The 21,758-nt window shown below is 43.6% G+C and carries 8 protein-coding genes; 1 reads left to right on the top strand and 7 read right to left on the bottom strand.

What is annotated here, in order from left to right:
* Positions 1 to 132: 132 nt before the first annotated feature.
* Both ACO6UX_RS14530 and ACO6UX_RS14525 read right to left on the bottom strand, forming a co-directional pair.
* A complete protein-coding gene (locus ACO6UX_RS14530) occupies positions 133 to 2,235 on the bottom strand; it encodes an ankyrin repeat domain-containing protein (protein ID WP_422448728.1) in 2,103 nt (700 codons plus the stop codon).
* Between the two features lie 180 nt (positions 2,236 to 2,415).
* A complete protein-coding gene (locus ACO6UX_RS14525) occupies positions 2,416 to 6,111 on the bottom strand; it encodes an ankyrin repeat domain-containing protein (RefSeq protein WP_422448726.1) in 3,696 nt (1,231 codons plus the stop codon).
* A 355-nt stretch (positions 6,112 to 6,466) separates the two neighbouring features.
* Between ACO6UX_RS14525 and ACO6UX_RS14520 the strand changes: the two genes are divergently transcribed.
* Positions 6,467 to 7,177, top strand: a complete 711-nt coding sequence (locus ACO6UX_RS14520; protein ID WP_422448724.1) for an SDR family NAD(P)-dependent oxidoreductase — start codon at positions 6,467 to 6,469, stop codon at positions 7,175 to 7,177.
* Positions 7,178 to 7,251: 74 nt separating this feature from the next.
* Here ACO6UX_RS14520 and ACO6UX_RS14515 read toward each other — a convergent pair whose 3' ends face one another.
* From ACO6UX_RS14515 to ACO6UX_RS14495, 5 genes are all read right to left on the bottom strand, one after another.
* Positions 7,252 to 8,037 (bottom strand): thioredoxin fold domain-containing protein, encoded by a 786-nt coding sequence (locus tag ACO6UX_RS14515; protein ID WP_422448722.1) that lies wholly within the window; start codon positions 8,035 to 8,037, stop codon positions 7,252 to 7,254.
* Positions 8,038 to 8,220: 183 nt separating this feature from the next.
* Positions 8,221 to 9,129, bottom strand: coding sequence for a site-specific tyrosine recombinase XerD (gene xerD / locus ACO6UX_RS14510; protein ID WP_422448720.1), 909 nt, complete (start codon positions 9,127 to 9,129; stop codon positions 8,221 to 8,223).
* 562 nt (positions 9,130 to 9,691) lie between these two features.
* Positions 9,692 to 13,441, bottom strand: a complete 3,750-nt coding sequence (locus tag ACO6UX_RS14505) for an ankyrin repeat domain-containing protein (protein ID WP_422448718.1) — start codon at positions 13,439 to 13,441, stop codon at positions 9,692 to 9,694.
* Between the two features lie 741 nt (positions 13,442 to 14,182).
* Complete coding sequence (locus tag ACO6UX_RS14500) at positions 14,183 to 17,119, bottom strand: ankyrin repeat domain-containing protein (RefSeq protein ID WP_422448716.1); 2,937 nt, start codon at positions 17,117 to 17,119, stop codon at positions 14,183 to 14,185.
* A gap of 480 nt (positions 17,120 to 17,599) precedes the next feature.
* Positions 17,600 to 21,556, bottom strand: a complete 3,957-nt coding sequence (locus tag ACO6UX_RS14495; protein ID WP_422448714.1) for an ankyrin repeat domain-containing protein — start codon at positions 21,554 to 21,556, stop codon at positions 17,600 to 17,602.
* Positions 21,557 to 21,758 lie beyond the last annotated feature (202 nt).

Raw genomic sequence — 21,758 nt, 5'->3', positions numbered from 1 at the left:
TAGCTCCTGCATCCATGCAGTCGTGCTTCGTTACAACTCCGGTCACATAGCTACGGCTATGCTCCCTCCGTTGTGCCTCGCATAGCACCTGCCCAAGTAGCCAGAAATATGTGATTCCATATGGCCAGCTACTTATGGGAAAAATTTTTCCTTCATTAGTTCTTTTTTCAAAAAATAAGGCAAATCAAAAGAAGATATTGTTCGTTTATCAAACACATCATCCAGACGCCTCTTGCACAAACTTTCCAGACTGAGAGGGGTTTCCCGGGGGTTGTAGCCAAATTTCTGGGTGACTGTGTGGATAACATCCGGTGCCTGGCTTCTTTCTGGACAGGCACCGTAGTAGAGCAGTTCAAAAGCAATTTTCCAGTACCCTCTCTGGTTGGCCCAGAACAGAGGAGTACCATCTCCAACTGCATGACTATGAACATCCGCCTTATGCCGCAACAACAACAGCACTACCCGGTAATTTCCTGCAAGAGCCGCCCTCGTCAAAGGCGTAAAATAACCAGAGGTATGACCATGAACATCCGCCTTATGCTGCAACAATAACTGCACCACCTTGTCATGTCCTGCATAAGCCGCCCGATATAAAGGAGTACCACGGGCAGAGGAATGACTATTAGCATCCGCCTTATGCTGCAACAATAATTCCACCACCTGGTCATGTCCTGCATCCGCCGCCTGAGTCAAAGGAGTCCAATCACCAGAGGTATGACTATGAACATCCGCCTTATGTTGCAACAATAACTGCACCACCTTGTAATGTCCTGCCGCTGCAGCCCGCGTCAAGGGGGCACCATTACCCTTGGCACGACTATGAACGTCCGCCTGATGCTGCAACAATAACTGCACTACCTGGTCATGCCCTGCCGACGCCGCCATCGTTAAGGGCGTAAGTTCCCCGCAGGTATGGCTGTGAACATCGGCACCGGATTGCAACAGCAGTTTAACAAGTTCAATTTGTCCGAAATCAGCCGCTGTGGCCAGAAGGCTGGGGATAGGGCCACTACTTGGGGCATTGCAATCAGGATCAGCACCGGCTTGCAACAGAAGTTTCGCTAACTCAATATATCCCCGATTGATTGCCCCTCGCAGTGGTGAATAGATACTGAATCTACTGCCGTTAACATTATCCGCATTATACTTCAACAACAATTTTACGGTTTCGATGTCACCATTATCAACAGCTATTCTAAGAAGACCACGCTCGTTTGCCGGGCCTTGCCACTGTGCGCCATGTTCCAGCAACAGCTCCACCACCTCGACATGGCTATAATAGACAGCTGCGATCAGGGCACCCGACCTGTAATAGCCGCCGTAAAAACAATTAACGTTGGCTCCATGACTCACCAGTAGTCGGGCAATCTCAATATCTCCCTTGCTCGCTGCCCTGCACAGTGGCGGCCACCATCCAGAATCATTACTATCAGCGTCGGCTCCCATAGTCAGCAACAGTCGAACGCTTTCGATATGGCCATTTTTGGTAGCCTGAGTCAGTGGCGTTACGCCTCGGCGGGCAAAGCTGTTAATATCCGCCCCATGGGCCAGCAACAGGCTTATCGCCCTGACCTGCCCCATTCTGGCAGCCTGGGTCAGGGGAGTCCGCCAGCCAGTGGTATTGCCGTTAATATCCGCCTGGTAATCAAGCAACAGCTGCATTAGCTCAATGTTACCCCGGGCCGCCGCCGTGGCCAGTGGCGTCATGCCTTTGGCATCCCAGTGGTCAGCATCTGCCCCGGACTTCAGCAGTAACCTCGCAATGTCCACTGACCCATGCATGACGGCCCGGGTTAATGGGGTAAACCCCTCTCTGCCGGGGAATCTGCGGGCTTTACGCTGCTTCCGCAAGCCTTCGTTGCGGCCATCAACCTCGGTGCCATTTTGCAGCAGCCATGCCACCATCTTGATATCCCCGCACTCAACTGCGCAATTCAGCGGGACCCTGCTGGTAGCGCCGGTGCAGTGTACGTCTGCATCACTGCTGTCGCCGGTTCCGGCAGCCAGGCCGTCCGTCTTGACGGCGGTTTGTACGTTCACAGAGCGATTGTGACCATAGGGGGGTTGTAACCCGGTGCTGCCGAAGGAGCCCGAATTGTCGGGGCCAGGACTACGGGGAATCTGGTTGACATATATGGGTGAAGCAGTGTCGTCTATATTATCCGAAGTTCCTGAGGTTCCAGCAGCACCGGCTTGTAGCAAGGCTGGGTAACCACCGGCATTAAGTGGTTGCATGGTAACTTGTCATCTGTCCTGATTGGTGTCAGGTTGCTTAGAACAATCACCATGGAAATAAGTTCCGGCTTGTTACCCGAAGTCGGGGTGGGGGTTAGCCCTGACGTGTCAGAAAACAGGATTTCATTTAGTCACCTACTTATTTATTATTGGACATCGACCTGCTGATGAAGGACAGACTCATTTGGATTCGGCAACGATTAGCTGAGAAATTTCTGAATCATTTTGCTTTTTAGCCAGATTGATAACTTCACTATCAATTTTGATGTCAGGGTGTAAAAGTAAACACCTGATACAATCTGGTACGCCTGCAATTACTGCCAGCATCAAAGCCGTATAGCCATCGTTTTTTTGTGCATTGATCGACTTCTCACCCTGTTCAATCAACACCTGAACGCAGTTGACATCCCCGTTTCTTACTGACGACATTAATGGTGTCAAGCCATGCTCTTCAGGCAGGTCTGATTTAATTCCCGGGTGTTTCAGAAGCACCTTCAGACAGTCCAATCGCCCATTACTTGCTGCGTAGAATATTGCCGTCCGACCTGCATTCGATTGCGCATTCGGGTCGATTTCCTTCTGTGTCAGAAGCTCTTCCAGACACTGCGTTTGCCCTTTTTCTGCAGCATGCATGAGTGCAGTTTTGCCATTATTATCCCTCTCGTCCACCTTAAGTACATTCATTGCCAGAATTGCTTTGAGGCAATCAATCTGGCCATTTTTTACGGCCACCATTGCCAGTGTTAACCCTTTTGTATTACGAACATGGATCAATGCTTTGGCAAAATTCAGCAGTTCAGTCAGTAATGTCAAATTACCACTGCTTGTTGCATTCAGGATCTGTTGAAATTTTTGCCATGGTTGACGCTCTGCTAAATTATTGGCCTCCGCAATCTGCAATGCGGTTTTAAAGTACAAACTTCTTGCATTGATGTCTATATTGGGTTGTTTGAGTAATAACGTGGCACAACGTTCATCCTTTCCTTCTGCCGCCAGCATCAAAGCCGTATGGAATGCCTTCTGTCGTGCATTGATCGACGAAGGATCATGCAGAAGCAACGCCTCCACACAGTCTCCATGACCGTTTTTTGCTGCCAGCATTAATGCCGTCCAGCCACGACTGTCAGTCAGGTTTGCGTCAATTCCCGGTATTTTCAGAAGCGCCAGCAAACAGTCCGTATTACCGTTTGTTGCTGCGTACATTAATGCGGTATAACCGGTCATGCTCCACTCATTCGGTTTGATGTTTTTATGTGTCAAAAGTAATCTCAGGCTGTCCGTATGCCCGTTTTTTGCAGCCAGCATGAGTGCAGTAACACCCCAATTGGCATAACCATTCACATCAATACTTTCGTGCGCCAGCAGTAGTTTCAGTGACTCCTCGTCCCCATTTTTTGCAGCCATGATGAGAGCCGACTCGTATTTATTGCTCCGCTTGTTAACGTCAATTCCTTCCTGTTCCAGAAGTAGTTCCAGGCACTCCGTTTGCCCATTTTCTACAGCAAGCATGAGTGCAGTTTCGCCGTCATTATCTGTCTCGTTCACGTCAATGATTTTTTTCTCCAGAATTGCTTTCAGGCAATAAATATTGCCATGTTTTGCGGCCAGCATTACCAGCGTTGTCCCAAATCCATTACGCAGATGAATCCATGCAGTGTTATCTTTTTTATTGGTTGTATTGCTGCCGCTATCGAATTTCTGGAATAAAAACGAGACGCAGCGTTCATTCCCTCCAATGACCGCCAGCATCAACGCTGTATAGCCTGCCTTGTTTTTTTCATCGATCGACGACGCACCATGGTCAAACAATTTCTCTACGCAGTCCCCATGGCCGTATCTCGCTGCCACCAATAATGGCGTCCAGTGCTTCTTGTTACGCAGGCCTACATTAATTTTTTGCTCTGTCAAAAGTGCTGTCAGGCACTCCAATCGCCCATTTGATGCAGCCAGAATAAGTGCGGTATCGCCATTCTTGTCCTGCAAGTTCACTTTAATTCCTTTCTTTGTCAGAAGTAGTCTCAGGTGCTCTGTTTTTCCATATTTTGCAGCTATCATTAACAGCGTTTGACCATTTGTATTTTTTGAGTTGAAGTCAATAACAGGGTGTTTACAGAGTATTTTAAATTTTTCTGAGTCAGACCGTACCGCTGAAAACAAGAATTTCTTGAATTCAGTTTTAATAAACCTGGTTGAACTCTTGTGTAAACCATGTTTTAGTAAAAAGTCAATGATGCCAGCCTGTTTCAGTTTAAATGCCCGGTGTAATAAGTCGGTGAAGAAAATATTGGCATGCTTTTTAAGAGATCCCACAGGCAGATGCGGTAAAAAGCCGGTTGACCCTGCTGCATCATCGTTCAGGGCATTAATGATTTTTTCTAACATAATCTCCTTTATTTGAGGGTCAGATTTAACCGTTTCGTTCCATTTTTCCGATGCAGTTTTATCAAGGAAAAACTCAAAAAAGTCACTTGGTTTGTTGGCGTTGTTCAAAGCATATTGAAAAAGATTGAAACGTGCTTCATTGGGTAATTTATCAAAATCAACTGTTTTTAAATGACTCAGAGTCAATGTTTGATGGTTATCCCAATCCAGGCTGCAGTTGGCATTCTGTATGAGAGGAGTCTCTGATTCAAAGACCCAAAAATAAAGATTATCCTTCGAGCCAATGTAGGAAGATGGTGCTTCATCTGTATCTGTAACTGTATCTTTACGTTTCTTCGAAAAAAACCGGGAAGAAACTTCGTCATTTTTCTTGCCGATCATAGTGAGTACGTTCGCACTAGGAGTATGATTCAAATAATTATCGATTAACCATACCTGAAATCGCTCCCGACTCTTTGAAAATTCATGGCTCCCATTATCGTAGGTTTTGATGATTGTACCCAGGCTAAGCCCGCTTTTATCACTGGTTTTGAACCTGAGATTTATTGGGGTTATAAAATCCTCTTTAATTCCATCAGTGATTTCATGCTTAAATTCTGAGCTGAGAACAGGACGGGTTAGCCAGTCTTCTTTATTTCGCTTTTTTAAAGAGGATAATAAGTCCTGGTAAAACACATCTGTCAGTTTATTGAGTATTTTGAACTCTGGCATCAGGGATGGCAGGATAAGTTCAAGTCGTCCAATCATATCTGTCAAATCATCGATCTTTACATTGTGACCATAATCTTTAAGGGGGGGCAAATCAAACTGATTACAGAATAAATTGTAAAGTACACTGTGCGTGTGTACTTCTTCCCCTATTAAAAATGCATTCTTATTACCGGCACGCTCTTTTATCAGAAATGATTTGATGCAATAATCCAGTAACCCGTGTCGAATCTGCAATAGCACCTTTTGTGGGTCGCGGGAGTTCTCGATGCTGGTAAATGCACTTTGAATGCGGGCACCATTGCCCCCAAGGCAATTGTCTATCCCTTCGAGAAACTCATAAAATAAAGTGCAAAAACTGTCTCTGTTGAAAGACAATTTATCAGCATCATCAGGATTTTTCGCTTCCAGCTCAAGAAATCGTTCAGTTCGATGAATGATATTATGGAGATAATAACGAGTATCCTTGAATGATATGAGGCTGTCAGGTTTTTTATCGTCATCATTCAGATCATTTGAAATCTTTGTGTGAAAGGTATCAATTTTCTCATCAAATTCATTGCTGATTATACGCTCTGTCAAAGACTTCAGTTTGATAATATCATCCATAAACTGAGTTTTCATTTTGAGGTATATGGTAGGTTCATTCGTTTTAACTTCTTTCAGCTCGCTGAAATCTCCATCAGGGAAGGCAATGTAATCATTTGTTTGCTTATTCAGTTTTTCAGTACTTTCTGAGATTATTAATGGTCTCTGAAATAAAATAGGGTGACGCGGTGATATCATTTGTTATTTCCTGTTGATTATTTAATGTAACAGTTCAGTCCTGACAAAGCGTAATTGCATCTTATATCAAATTGACTTTAGAGTTAATAAAGAATAAAAAAACAGCACGAAGTTGATAAAAGGGTGTTGATAAAAAGGGTAATGGTGATCTTCCACTGCGCGGAGCTTAATTATAAGCGATTTTTTCAATGAGTTGTCATTTAATAGAATTATTTCCACGCTCCCAAAGCTGAATGTTATCATCGGAAAATGATCTTATGCCAGCTTTTCAGCTATCTAATTTTCAGCTACCTAAGTAGTTGGCCAGAAAATATGATTTCATTTGGTTAACTGCTTATAACGGATGTCTCACTGTATGTACTCAGATAAAGTCGTTATTGTTACAGGTGCCAGTCAGGGTATTGGCAACGCCATTGCCAGAGCTTACAGGGAGCAGGGGGCAACTGTGGTTGGCTTCGACCTGCACCAACCGGCAACGGGTGATATGGATTTCTACAGCGTTGACCTGGGAAAACCGGAGATGATTGAAGCAGCCTTTGACACCATTGCTCGCCAATATGGCACTGCACATATCCTGATTAATAATGGTGCCATAAGCCAGTTTAATAAGCCGGTGGCTGAGCTTACTGCTGCCGAGTTCTCCAGGGTGATTGATGTTAATCTGAATGGCAGCTTTAACTGTGCCAGAGAGTTTATCAGGCACCATAGTAATAAAAAGTATGGTCGTATTATCAATATTGCGTCTACCCGCTGGCACCAGAATGAACCGGGCTGGGAGGCCTATGGCGCGTCTAAAGGCGGCCTGGTGTCGCTGACCAATACGCTGGCCGTATCACTGGCACAAACGCCAATTACCGTGAATGCCATCAGCCCAGGCTGGATTCAAACTGAAGATTATGATCAGCTGACCGGGCAGGATCACCGCCAGCATCCATCGGGGAGAGTGGGTAAGCCACGGGATATTGTTAACACCTGTCTGTTTCTGACCCATGAAGAGAATGACTTTATCAACGGTGCCAATATCGTGGTTGATGGTGGTATGACAAAGAAAATGATCTATCTGTAATGGCTCCTGGACTCCGGCAAAAGCAGGGGTTCAGTTTGTGCCAAAAGAGCCTGCCAGACAGGCTCCCCTAAACATCAAGACTGACTGTTGATGATTCTGGCAATATCGGCAGCAGGGCGATAGCCCGGAATAACCTGACCGTTTTCCAGCACCATGGCCGGAGTGCCGTTAATGCCCATCTGGACACCGAGGTTGTAGTGGTTATCAATGACAGTACTGCACGCTGCCTTATCACCTTGAATTTCTGCACTGATGGACTTGCCGGTTTTCAGGTCGGTTAATGCCTGTTTACGGTCTGCTGAACACCAGGCATTGGTCATCTTGCCATGCACTGGCGATTGCTGGCCACCCCGGGGGAAGGCAAGATAGCGCAGTTCAATACCCAGCGCATTCAGCTGGTCGACTTCCCGGTGCAGTTTGCGGCAGTAGCCACAGTCGACATCCGTGAAGGCATACACAACACCTTTGGTTTCACCTGTCGGTGCAAAAATCACCATATCTTCTTTGTTCAGGGATTTCAGCAGCCTGGCGTTTTGCTGGCTTTTCACCTCTTCCGTCAGGTTAACCAGCTGGTTACCGCGAACTTCCAACAGATCGCCTTTAATAAAATACTGCCCGTTTTCGCTGCTGTAGATCACAAAGCCACCTTTGAGTATCACTTTGTAGATGCCGGGCATCGGGCTTTTGGTGATCGACTCAATGGGAACGGCGGCATCAAGTTTTTTCAGCTGACGTTCAATCAGGGTCTCGGGGCCCTGAACGGCACTGTCCTTGCCGGAAGCCTCTGCATGGACGGCCACAGACCAGCCAGCGCTTGTGGTCATCATGGCCGTTAACAGAAGCGCAGAGAATTTAGACATACTGATTCCTTTATAGATTCACAAGATAAGCCCGTACATCTCAGGGGCTATCGGCAAGCCGTTCCAGCATTGGAGAGAAGCGCTGGTTAAAACAAGATAGTCTAGCGTTATTTCTTCCTGTTGTATCGCCTGGACACGGTTATCGGGTGGAGCGTTCTAAAAAATAGTGAACAAACGGTCAGATTACCCCCTGGGATGATGCTCTCGGTGCAGTTCTGACAGCCTGTGGTTGGCAATATGGGTATAGATCTGGGTGGTGGACAGATCGCTATGGCCAAGCAGCAGCTGGACCACTCGAAGATCTGCACCATGGTTTAGAAGATGGGTGGCAAAAGCATGTCGAAGGACATGGGGAGAAACGTCGGTGGTGATACCAGCAATCGTATTGTAATGCTTGATCCGATGCCAGAAGGTCTGCCGGGTCATTGGACGTCCCTGACGACCCGGAAACAGGGTTCGGCTGTCATACTGGTTCAGCAGATCACCTCTTGCCTGTCGTATATATTGCTGCAGCCATTCAATGGCATTCTGGCCCATGGGGACCAGCCGTTCCTTCCGGCCTTTACCGATAATGCGGAGCACTCCCTGTCTGAGATTAATATTGTCCATCTTCAGGTTGACCAGTTCTGAGATTCTCAGGCCGCAGGCATAGAGGATCTCAAGCATGGCACGATCACGAAGACCAATGGCGGTATCGGTATCCGGGCTGCTGAGCAGTGACTCTACCTCTTCTTCTGACAATGTTTTGGGCAATGCCTTGCCCTGGCGGGGCATGTCAATATTGGCCGTAATGTCAGTGGTGATCTGTTCAGATTGCAGCAGGTAACGGTAGAAGGCTCTCAGGCTGGAGATTTGCCGGGCAGTTGATCGTGGGTGATAATCCTGCTCATAACGCCAGCCCAGAAACCGGCGAAGGTCCTCCTCGCTGGCTGAGAGTAATAGCTTGCCGACGTTTTGTGTGTGCTTTTGCAGCCACTCAGAGAAGAGCAGCAGGTCCCGTTGGTAAGCTTCACGGGTATTTTTGCTGAGCCCTCGTTCAAGCCAGAGGTGTTGTAAAAATGCCTGTATTTCCAGAGAAGCGGGGGTTGGCATGGCAATCAATAGATCCAATATTGCACGATAGTGTAGATAATATCAGTTCTCTTTGCACAGCACCTTAACCAGGAGGCTGCCCGAGCGCAGCTAAGGAGTTGTCTGGAAATAACTTCCCTATTTTCATTGCCTGACTCCGTTCGGACTGAGTGCTGAGCTTGACGAAGTATCGAAGTTCGGTGGCACGACCCTCCGATACTTCGTCAAGCTCAGCACTCAGGGTGAACGGAAATCGGGAACTTATTCAAAGACATAATACCAATACCGTTCGTGCTGAAGCCTGTCGGAGGACCCATAGGGCCTAAGGGCGTACACTCCGGACTCTGATAGATCGTGCCAAGCACCCTTCGACTTCGCTCAGGGTGAACGGAGATTGTACACATAAACTTATTGAAACCATGTACTATCTCCTGCATCGATGCAGTCGTGCGATGTTTTAACGCTTGTCTTATTTTTCCTGTTTTATATTATGATTTTTCTTCCATACTTTTTTGATCCTTCTTCCTTCATGTTTATATTCAGCGATGCCTCAAAATCTTCTAACTGCTGGTGATAGACAGACTCAACTGGATTCAGGCTTATGAGTAACCAATAGCTGATAACTTTCCGAATCATTTTTCTGTTTAGCCAGATCCAGTACTTTACTATCAATTTTGATGTCAGGGTGTAAAAGTAAACACCTGATACAACCTGATTCGCCTGCAAATACTGCCAGCATCAAAGCCGTGTAGCCGTCATTCTTTTGTGCATTGATTGACGGCTCACCCTGTTCAACCAACAGCTTAACGCAGTCGACATAACCGTTTCTTGCTGACGACATTAATGGTGTCCAGCCATCCTTGTCAGTCAGGTTTGCTTTAATTCCCGGTTGTTTCAGAAGCGCCTTCAGACAGTCCGTTCGCCCATATCTTGCTGCATGCACTATTGCGGTCCAACCGGCATTGCACTGCGCATTCGGATCAATTTTTTCCTGTTTCAGAAGCTCTTCAAGACACTTCGTTTGCCCATTTTCTGCAGCATGCATGAGAGCAGTTTTGCCGATATTATCCCTCTCGTTTACGTTAATGACGTTCGTCGCCAGAATTGCTTTGAGGCAATCAATCTGGCCATTTTTTGCGGCCATCATTGCCAGTGTTAACCCTTGTTTATTACGAACATGGATCAATACTCCGGCAACATTCAGCAGTTCAGTCAGAGATGTCAAATTACCACTGATTACTGCATCCAGGATCTGTTGAAATTGTTGCCATGGTTGACACTGTGCTACATTACAGGACTGCGCATACTGCCATGCGGTTTTACCGTAATTATCTGTTATGTTGATGTCTATATTCGGTTGTTTGAGTAATAACGAGGCACAACGTTCATCCCCTCCATTTGCTGCCAGAATCAAAGCCGTAGCGCCATCTTTTTTTTGTGCATTGAGCGACGAAGGGTCATGTGCAAGCAACGCCTCAACACAGTCCCCATGACCGTTTCTTGCTGCCGACATTAATGGCGTCCAGCCATCAATGTCAGGCAGGTTTGCGTCAATTCCCTGTTTTTCCAAAAGTGCCAACAAACAGTCCGTTTTCCCGTTTCTTGCTGCGTACATTAATGCGGTCCAACCTGTACTGCCCCGCGCGTTCACTTTGATGTCTTTATGTTTCAAAAGTTCTATCAGGCTATCCGTATGCCCGAGTTGTGCAGCCAGCATGAGTGCAGTAGCTCTATGTTTGCCCCGAAAATTCACATCAATTTTTTGGTGTGCCAGAAGCAGTTCCAGGCACTTCGTTCGCCCATGATCTGCAGCCAGAATGAGAGCAGTCTTGAGTTTGTTTTCCTGCTTGTTAACGTCAATTCCTTCCTGTGCCAGAAGTAGTTCCAGGCACTCCGTTTGCCCAAATGCCGCAGCCAGCATGAGTGCAGTTTGGCCGTTATTTTCTACCTCGTCCACGTCAATGATTTTTTTCTCCAGAATTGCTTTCAGGCAATAAATATTGCCATATTTTGCGGCCAGCATTGCCAGCGTTAACCCAAAAATATTACGCAGATGAATCCATGCAGTGTTATCGTTTTTATTGGTTGTATTGATGCCACTATCGGATTTTTGAAATAATAACGAGACACAACGTTCATCCCCTGCAATTACCGCCATCATCAACGCCGTATAGCCTTCCTTGTTTTGTTCGTTGATCGACGACGCATCATGGTCAAGCAATGCCTTTACACAGTCCCCATGACCGCCTCTTGCTGCCGCCATTAGTGGCGTCCAGCTATTCTTGATACGCAGGTCTACATTAATTTTTTGCTGTTTCAGAAGCACCTTCAGACAATCAGTTCGCCCGTATCTTGCAGCGAGCTTTAATGCGGTCCAACCGTCATTGGTCTCCATATTCAGTTTGATATCGTCATGTGTCAGAAGTGCCATCAGACACTGGATTTGCCCATTTTCTGCAGCCAGAGAGAGTGCGGTATTACCACTCTTGTCTTGCAAATTCACTTTAATACCTTTCTTTGTCAGAAATAGTTTCAGGTGCTCTGTTTTGCCATATTTTGCTGCTATCATTAACAGCGTTTGACCTTGTTCATTTTTTGAGGTGAAGTCAATAACAGGGTGTTTGCAGAGCATTTCAAATTTTTCTGAGTCAAACTGTAATGTTGAAAACACGACTTTCTGGAATTCAGCTTTAATAAACTTGGTTGAACACTTGTGCAAACCATGTTTTAGTAAAAAGTCAACGATACCAGCCTGTTTCAGTTTAAATGCCCGGTGTAATAAGTCGGTGAAGAAATTACTGGTATGCCCTTTAAGAGATCCCGCAGGCAGATGCGGTAAAAATCCGGTTGACCCTGCTGCATCATCGTTCAGGGTATTAATAATTTTTTCTAACATGATCTCCTTTATTTGAGGGTCAGATTTAACCATTTCGTCCCATTTTTCAGATGCGGTTTTATCAAGGAAAAACTCCAAAAAGTCACCTGGTTTAATGGTGTTGTTCAAAGCATATTGAAAAAGATTGAAACGTACTTCATTAGGGAAGTTATTAAAATCAACTGTTTTTAAGTAACTCAGAGTCAGTGTTTGATGGTTATCCCAGTCCAGGCTGCAGTTGCCACCCTGCATAAGAGGAGTCTCTGTTTTAAAGACCCAGAAATAAAGATTATCCTTCGAGCCAATGTAGGAAGGTGGTGCTTTATCTTTATCTTTATCTTTCTTCGAAAAAAACCGGGAAGAAGCTGCGTCATTTTTCTTGCCAACCATAGTGAGTACGTTCGCGGTAGGAGTGTGATTCAAATAATTATCGATTAACCATACCTGAAATCGCTCCCGACTCTCTGAAAATTCATAGCTCCCATCATCGCAGGGTTTGATGATTGTCCATAGATCAAGCCTGTTTTTATTATTGGTTTTGAACCGAAGATTGATTGGGGTTATGAAATCCTCTTTAATCCCATCGGTGACTTCATTCTTAAATTCTGAGAAAGAAACAGGACGGGTTAGCCAGTGTTCTTTATTTCGCTTTTTTAAAGAGGATACTAAGTCCTGGTAAAATACATCTGTCAGTTTATTAAGTATTTCGAACTCCGGCATCAGGGATGGCAGGATAATTTCAAGTCGATCAATCATTCCTGGATTATTATTGAGATTTACATGGTGACCGAAATCTTTAAGGGGTTCCAAACCAAACTGTTCACAGATTAAATTGTAAAGTTCACTGTGCGTGTGTACTTCATTCCCTAATCCAAATTCATCCTTATCACTGGCACGCTCTTTTATCAGAAATAATTTAATGCCATAATCCAGTAACCCGTGACGAATCTGCAACAGCACCTTTTGTGGGTCGCGGGAGTTCTCGATGCTGGTAAATCCACTTTGAAGGCGGGTACCATTGCCCCCAAGACAATTGTCTATCCCTGAAAGAATCTCATGAAACAAAGTGCAAAAACTGTCTCTATTTAAAGACCATTTATCAGCATCATCAGGATTTTTCGCTTCCAGCTCAAGAAACCGCTCAGTTCGATGAATGATTTTATGGAGATAATAACGAGTATCCTTGAATGTTATCAGGCTGTGAGGTTTTTTATCATCATATTTCAGATCATCTGAAATCTTTGTGTAAAAGGTATCAATTTGATTATTATATTCATTGCTGATTAAACGCTGTGTCAAAGTCTTCAGCTTGCCAATGTCAGTCAGAAACTGGGTTTTCATTTTGATGTAGCTGACAGGTTGATCCCTTTTAATTTCTGCCAGTGTTCTAACATCTCCATTAGGGAAAGCAACGTAATCATTTATTTCCTCATCCAGGTTTTGAGTGCTTTCGGACAATAATGGCCTCTGGAATAAAACAGGGTGATATTTTGGTATCATTTATTCTTTACTCTTGATTATTTAATGTGACTATTCAGTCCCAATAAAGAGTGATTGTATCTTATCAAAAAGTTATATGGTTAGCTACTTGCTGGTTATGATGCAAAATCATAACATGTTGGCGTAATCCAGGCGCGCTGATTATGCACCATATCCGAGATTTACGGGTTTTTGAGAATGTACAAATTAAACCCATTTTATATCGATTGATTCAGGGTATTGGTTATGGAAACGTACATTGGAAAAATTAGCAGGCACCATAAAAGGGGGCTGAATGCTATTATCGAAAAATGATTTTATGCCAGCTTTTCACTGTTGTGCCAGGAGAGCCTGCCAGGCGGGCTCCCCCATACATCAAGACTGGCTGTCGATGATTCTGGGAATATCGGCAGCAGGGGTTGGCATGGCAATCAATAGATCCAATATTGTACGATAGTGTAGATAGTATCAGTTCTCTTTGCACAGCACCTTAACCAAGAGGCTGCCCGAGCGCTGCTAAGCGTTGATACCAATACCGTTCGTGCTGAAGCCTGTCGAAGGACCCTTAGGGCCTAAAGACGGAAACTCCGGACTCTGATAGATCGTGCAAAGCACCCTTCGACTTCGCTCAGGGTGAACGGAGATTGTACACGTCAAACTTTTTGAAACCATGTACTATCTCCTGCATCCATGCAGCCGTGCGGCGTTTTAACTCTAGTCTTATTTTTTCTGTTTTATCTTATGCTTTTTTTCTTCCATAGTTTTTCGATCCATCTTCTTTTCTTCCTTTATGTTTATATTCAGCGAAGCCTCAAAATCTTTTAACTCATTTATACCTTTCCCGTAAAATTCTGAAGGTGTACCACCATTGCTGTGTAAATCCTCCCCATTTGATTTTTTGTATTGGTTATAATTTATTATTGGAGGTATGTATTCCCCCCCAGCGCACATTGCTCCCTGGCTCTTTGGCCAGAACTCATCTTCTATTTTCCCCCGACTTTCCTTCAAGGTGCATCCATGTTTGATTAATTCAATCAGTGTTTCTTTATTGTTTTTGTGCGCTGCAAAATGGACAGGCCTGGCACGTAGATTAGTCTCTATGAATTTTGATGCGCCAAGATCATTTATCAGGTACGAGATAAGTGTATGTTTGCCCAGGTAACATATCAAATGAAGCGCGCAGGTACCATTAACAGATAATGTTTTATTTATGTTGGACATATTTTTCAATAACAATTTACTGATATCATCGTTGGCATGTGTGAAAGAGAAATAAAGCAAAGAATCTGTTGCGTATTTACCACACCTGTCCGAGACGGCTCCAGTATTCAATAATTTTTCAGTAGTGTTAAGATTATTGTTTTTAATACTGGAATAAAGTGCAGTTTGTGCGTATCTAATTGGGCCCAGCTTCAGATTCGCTAATAATGCATCTATAACCTGATCGTTCAAATTTAACTTACATGCAGTAGTAATAGGGGTATTACGTTTGGAATCCGACACATTGACATCAATGCCAGGTTGTTGGCAGAGAAAAAGTATGGCGTCCTGGTTGTTCATGCGAACAGCCAGGCTAAGAGCGGTATCACCATTTCTCATGCGAGCGTTAATATGAATACCGTCCAGCTTACAAAGATATTCTAACACTGCCCACTGATTATTTAAGGCAGCCAGAGGCAAGGGATGAAGTAATACTTCTGGATCATTTGGATCTCTCAGAGAGTCAATCATTAACTTGGGGTGAGTTTGCTTCAGGCGCATGATAGTGTCTAAATCACCTGCCACGCACGCATCATAGTACGTTATATTGAAATCGTCACGGCTAAGTGGTGCCTGCATTATAGTTGGCAGTGCTGATGCCCCGCAGACGTCGTCCGGATCGATATTTTCGGGATTCCTGTTTGTTTCATCACCACTTGTATGTGTGTTGGCAAAGCCAGAATGATCCGAGCCCGGTATAGGCTGTTCAGGTGCTGGTAGCGCACTTGGTGTAGTGTCTGTGGAAGCAACAGCTTCGGTTGTTTTTTCAGGCTTTTCTGTAGGCAGTAATTGTAATTTTTGTACTAATTTCTGGAATATTGTTGTTGGTTTTGTATCTTTTTCATTGTTTTTAATTCCATGTTTCTCCTCATAGTTCATCATCTGTACTTTATCACCTTCATAAATTTCCAAAGGTGTGCCACCCTCATTAAATAATTTTTCTCCGTTTGATTTATTTGCCTTGGTAAAGTCTATTTTTTGTGTATGACGACCATTAATTATTTTCTTTTTCCAGAAGTCTTTTTCTATTTTTCCTTTTCCTACAAACAGGGTGCATCCATGATCGATTAATCTGCGCAATGTTGTTGCGTTATTGTCATGCGCTGCATAATGAACTGCCATGGAATTATATTTATTGGTCAAGGATTTCGAGGCTTTGCGCCTGTCTATCAGGTAAGTAATGATGTCATCTTTACCTGTTAAAGCAGCAAGATGCAGCACACGAGCCCCGGCTTCGGATATTTTTTTATTTATGTCTGTCAAACAACTCAATAACAAAATACTAATCTGATCGGAGGCATTTGTGAAAGAAATGTAAAATATGCTGTCTTTTCCATCACTATGCATGGTGTCAACAGGTGCCGCCCCGTTATATATTAATATTTCAGTAGTTTTCAGATTGTTGTTTTTAACGCTATGGGAAAGTGCAGTTTCACCGTTTTTGTTCGGGCCCAGATACGGCTTTTTTTCCAATAATGTTTGTAAAATACGATGGTCTGAGTTTTTTTCACAGGCTAAAATAATAGGTGTGCAACCGAGGCTGTTTTCCACATTTACATCAATGTTTTGTTGTTGACAGAGAAAGTGTACGGCTGCCCCCTGGTGATTTCTGATGGCAAAGTGGAGAGCGGTATTTTTATCAGGCCCACAAGCATTTATATCAATATATGGATTTTGGCAAAGAAATCTTAACACTCTCCGCTGATTACGTTCGGCAGCCAGATGCAGGGGATGAACTGATATTGTTGGGTTGTCCGGATGCGTCAGAAAATTATTCATTGACTGGGGATCAGCAGCCTGGAACAGCTGTACAATTCTCTCTACATCATCACTCAGACAGGCATGAAAGTATATATTATTGAATTCATCCGGATTTAATGGCTTGGCAGTTAAGGGTGGCAATGCACATGCCCCTTCAAGGGTGGCCGGGAAGGGATTTTCGTTAATCTCGTTTTCTTCTGGCCGGGGCATGCCAATCATTGTCTCATACAAGGGGAACAGCTCAGCATACGTTGGCAGATTGTAATATGAATCGTCAGACCTGTGGGGGTAGTCTGGTGGTGGATCTGACGGTAGTTGATATTCATCAGCAGTATCATGCCCGGTTTCTTGACCGCAGGGCGGGACAGTCATCGTGCTATCAACAGGATGCGGCAACATGGTTCTTTGCCCGATGCTCATCGCCTGAGGATGGGACGATGGTGAATCTGACAGATCGGTAAAGAGTGAGGTAGAAGATAAACTCTCGTGAATGTGGCGGTTATCGAAGTCACCTGAATTCCCGGGAGCACCATTATTATTAGTGGTTGTGTCTGGAATTTGATTCTGTGGGTTAGTTGAAGTAGCAAAGGAAACTGTATCTGTAACAGTAACCGGATTGCCAACGGAGTAGTACATGGTACATGCCTTATGTCTAATTGGGTATTTCCAAAGCCAGTTTCGGTTTCGTTGTTGGCCTTTGAATTTCCTGATAGCGCATCACTATAGTACTACTGTTGGGATAAGCCATAAGAGAATCTGAAATGCCGTGCAAAAACTGAACGTTAACGAACTTTGTTAATTAATGCCTTTGTTCAGACCGTAAAGCTAATCAATAGTTCAAATGCTGCCTTCTTTGACTGCATTAGTCACTTTATTATGGTTTTCAAATTTGCCAGATCAATTATGGTACAAGATTTCAATGTGATTGATGAGTTCCTTTTATCTTCTATCAATGGCTCCCAAGCTCCGTTCGTCCTGAGCAGAGCCGAAGGGTGCTCAGGGTGAACGGAGATTGTACATATCAAACTCATGATGCACTATGCACACCATTGCTACTTGCATAGCACCTGAGCAATGAGTTTTAGATCACTCAAATATATAAGTTCTAATAGGTACTCATATTTTTCTCAAAATTCTGATAAATGGGTTTATCTTTTTCCCCCCCTCTGGGCTATGCAATTCTGTCTCTAGTTTTACTCCTTTTTCCTTCAGTTTTTCTCCTTCTAAATTCAGTTTATTCAGTTCTTTTTTTAATTTTTTCAGTTGTTTTTTTTCTTTGCTTGCTTCTTTTTCTTCCTGTTTTATTTGTTTTTGTTCATTTCTTTTCTGTTTCTGTTTTTCTTCTATGTATTGCTTATGCTGTTTTTGTCTTTCCTCCATTCTTGCTTTGTCCTTATTTTTTTCTTTATTTATGTCTATATTTAGTGATTTTTCAAAGTTTTCTAACTGAGTTATATCAAACATTCCATAAATCTCTGAAGGTGTACCACCATGGTAGTATAAATGACACGCATTTGGTTTATTGTAACTTTTAAAATCTACAGTTGGAGGCACGTGTCCAGCCAAAAAAGAATAAAATCCATTGTTTTTCTTTCGCCAGAAATCGTCTTCTATTTTTCCAGGACGTTCGTTCAAGGAACATCCTAGTTCGATTAATACATACAGTGCTTGTGAATGATCATGATGTGCCGCATAATGAACTGGCATGGCATGATCTTTATTTTCTAAAAATCTGGATGCTTCACAATCCTCTATCAAGTGCCTAATAAGTGTTCTTTTGCCTAAAAGAGAGGCTAAATGAAGCACGCGAGCATCTTTTTTAGTTACTGCTTGATCTATGTCGGGTAAATAACTCACTAATAATTTACTCATCTCTTCGTTGTCATCCTGGAAAGCGATATAGAACACTGAGTCTTTCCCATCTTCTTCAACCTTGCCAACGTCAGCTCCAGCCTCTAATAACATTTTAGTAACGGTAATGTTACGGTTTCTAACACTGAATCCAAGTGCAGTTTTTTGATAATTATTCGGCTTCAGACTCGGTTTATGCGCTAATAATGCTTCTATAACCTGATCACTCAAATTTAACTCACAGGCAGAAATAATAGGGGTATTTCTGGTGGCGTAATCTGATAAATTGACGTTAATGAGTGGTTGCTGACAGAGAAAAAGTATAGTCTCCTCCATTTTCTCGCAGACTGCCAGATTAAGAACTGTCTCGCCATTACTCATGCGAGTATTGATATTAATTCCATCCAATGCACAAAGAAATTTTAACGCCACCCACTGCTTATTTGAGGCAGCCAGATGTAAGGGATGAATAAATGCATTTCGATCCTTTGGATCTACCAGAGAGTCTATCATTAAATCGGGACGAACTTGTTTCAGGTATTTTAAAGTGTCTATATCACCTGCCTGGATTGCATTAAGGTACATGTTTTGGAATTCTTTGTCGTCTAATTGCTTCTCCATCATGGCTGGCATTGCTGATGTCCCGGGCACGTCGTCCATGTTGGTGAACCCTGGTGGAAACCTCCTGTCATTTACATCATAACAGGTCAACTCACTGTGCATTGCTAAATTTCCGCTTTGGTGCGTGTAAGCAAGAGCAGAGAGATCTGAGTCTGGAGCAGGCTGTTCAGGTGTCGATGGTGTACTTAATGTAATGCCTGTGGCAGCATCATTGTCAGTTGTTTTTTTATTATTTTCTTCAAGTATTCTAATTTTTTGTTTCAGAATTTCTGATTTCCTTTTTTTGTCTATTTTTTTCTTCTCCAGTTCTTTTTTTTGTTTAATATTTTGCTCTATAATTAGCGCTTTTTTTCTATCTGATTCTTTTGCTGCTTTAATTGATTCTTTTGTATGGCCACATTTTTTCTGGTGATTTATCATCTGATAGATATCACCTCTAAAAAATTCCGAAGGTGTGCCACCCTCTCTAAATAACGTATATCCTTTATCACCATATTTATTTCGGTCTATTTGATATCCAGCCAGACGGGTTTTTACCATCTCCCAAAAGTCTCTTTCTATTTTTCCTTTTTCTTCATACATGTTGCATCCAAGATAAATTAATGTGCGAAATGTTGTTGCATTATTTCCAAACGCTGCATAATGGACTGGCATTGATTTACCTTTATTAGTTACAAATCTTGAAGCATTAAGAGTTTCAATCAGATAAACAGCAATTTTAGTTTTTCCTGTGAAAGCAGCCAGATGCAATACCCGGGCATTATTGATGGATATTGGTTGATTTACGTCCTCCAGAGAATCCAGTAGCAATATACTGATTTCGTCAGCGGCTTCAGTGAAGGAAATATAAAATATGCTGTTTTTTCCATCGTTATGTTTCTGGTCAACCTTTGCACCAGATTCTAGTAATTTTTTAGTGGTTTCCAGATTGTTGTTTTTAACGCTGAAGGAAAGTGCAGTTTCGATTTGTTTTTCCTCGTCCAGAACCGGTTGAGTATTCAATAAGGCATCTATTATCTGAGCGTCTGCGTTTTTTGAACAGGCTAACATAATAGGGGTGAAGCCGCTTTTATTCTTCCGATTTACATTAATATCATGGCGTTGACAGAGAAATTTTACGACTGCCACGTTATTGTGATCGATAGCTAAGTGGAGAGCAGTATTCTTTTCAGGTGACGGGGCGTTTATATCAATACACGGAAGCTGGCAAAGAAATTCTAACGATGCCATCTGATTTTTTGCGGCAGCTATATGCAGGGGATGATATAAATATTTCCGTGATTCCGGATATTGCAAAGGGTCGATCATGCGCTGGGGATAATCTCGTCTCAGGTGCTCTATAGCATTTAAGTTACCAGTCGCTAAGGCTTCATAGTAGGCGTCATTGAATTCTTCCGGACTTATTGGCTTCTCAGTAACTGGTGGCCATTCACATGCCCCTTCAGGGTAGTCCGGGATGGGATTTTTGTTCATCCCGTTTGCCTCTGATGGGGCAAAATTGTTCGCTGCCTCAAATAATGCATCCAGAGGATATAGAGTCTCATAATCGGGTGGTGGTGCTGAAGGAATTAGTGACAATGTTGTTGTGTCTGGGTCTGTATCTGTGCCTGTGTCATAACGGACCCACCTGTCATTACTCGGCATTGCACCAGTATCTTCATGGTTTGTGCCAAAGAGGGAAGTAATATCTGAATTTGATACAGGTGGTTCATTAGTATCATCTATAACAGCAGTTTCTCCGGGTAGCCCAGAAGTATTATTTATGGCAACGTCTTCAGGAGTGATTGTGCGTAATTCAAATGATTCTTCGGCAGCAGCTTCTTCGGGCAATTCAGTAGAGTCCTGGCCAACAGCTTCAGGAGTTTCTTCTTGCAATTCAGTAGAACCCTGGCCAACAGCTTCAGGAGTTTCTTCGTGCAATTCAGTAGAATCCTGGTCAACAGCTCCAGGAGTTTCTTCGTGCACTTCAGCAAAATCCTGGTCAGCAGCTTCAGGAGTTTCTTCGTGCAATTCAGTAGAATCCTGGTCAGCAGCTTCAGGAGTTTCTTCGTGCAATTCAGTAGAATCCTGGTCAGCAGCTTCAGGAGTTTCTTCGTGCAATTCAGTAGAACCCTGGTCAACAGCTTCAGGAGTTTCTTCGTGCAATTCAGTAGAATCCTGGTCAACAGTTTCAGGCGTTTCTTCGTGCAATTCAGTAGAACCCTGGTCAACGGCTCCAGGAGTTTCTTCGGGTAATCGAGCAGTATCAATGGCAGCATTCACTTCATCTATGGCTACAACAAGTTCAGCTGGACCACTTGCAGCCGCATCATGCCCGTTTTCTTCACTGGAGGGTGTGTCAGTGATAGTGATATCAACATGGAGCGGCCACATGGTTCTTTGCCCGAGACTCTGTCCAGAGAGCGATGGTGAGTCTGACGGAGGATTGCAAATGGATTTGGTGGCCGAAGACTTCCGGTACACCTCGCGATGATCCAGGTCACCGCGAAGCTCGGGGGTGTCCCCATTGGCTGCGCTGGGAGTTGGATTCTGTGGATTAGTTGCAAGAGCTGAAGAAATTGTATCTGCAACAGTCGTAATCAGTACGCCAAGATAGAACATTTATCAGGTCCTTTTTTTAATTAAGTATTTTCAAAGCCTGTTGAGGTTTCCCTGTTGACCTTTGAACTTCCTGATAATGCATTACTATAGTTCTACTTTTGGTATAAGCCGTAAGAGAACCTGAAATGCCGGGCAGTAACTGAAACTTTAACGAACTTTGATAATTTCACTTTTATTCAGATCGTAAAATTGATCAATAGTT

The sequence above is a fragment of the Endozoicomonas sp. ALB091 genome, from assembly GCF_049310265.1.
Classification (GTDB): Bacteria; Pseudomonadota; Gammaproteobacteria; order Pseudomonadales; family Endozoicomonadaceae; genus Endozoicomonas.
This window is presented reverse-complemented; position numbering and strand designations above follow the sequence as displayed.

Coding starts and splice junctions, on each gene's coding strand:
- xerD (WP_422448720.1), bottom strand. CDS start 9,129: ATGCCAACCCCCGCTTCTCTGGAAATACAGGCATTTTTACAACACCTC.
- ACO6UX_RS14530 (WP_422448728.1), bottom strand. CDS start 2,235: ATGCAACCACTTAATGCCGGTGGTTACCCAGCCTTGCTACAAGCCGGT.
- ACO6UX_RS14520 (WP_422448724.1), top strand. CDS start 6,467: ATGTACTCAGATAAAGTCGTTATTGTTACAGGTGCCAGTCAGGGTATT.
- ACO6UX_RS14495 (WP_422448714.1), bottom strand. CDS start 21,556: ATGTTCTATCTTGGCGTACTGATTACGACTGTTGCAGATACAATTTCT.
- ACO6UX_RS14515 (WP_422448722.1), bottom strand. CDS start 8,037: ATGTCTAAATTCTCTGCGCTTCTGTTAACGGCCATGATGACCACAAGC.
- ACO6UX_RS14500 (WP_422448716.1), bottom strand. CDS start 17,119: ATGTACTACTCCGTTGGCAATCCGGTTACTGTTACAGATACAGTTTCC.
- ACO6UX_RS14525 (WP_422448726.1), bottom strand. CDS start 6,111: ATGATATCACCGCGTCACCCTATTTTATTTCAGAGACCATTAATAATC.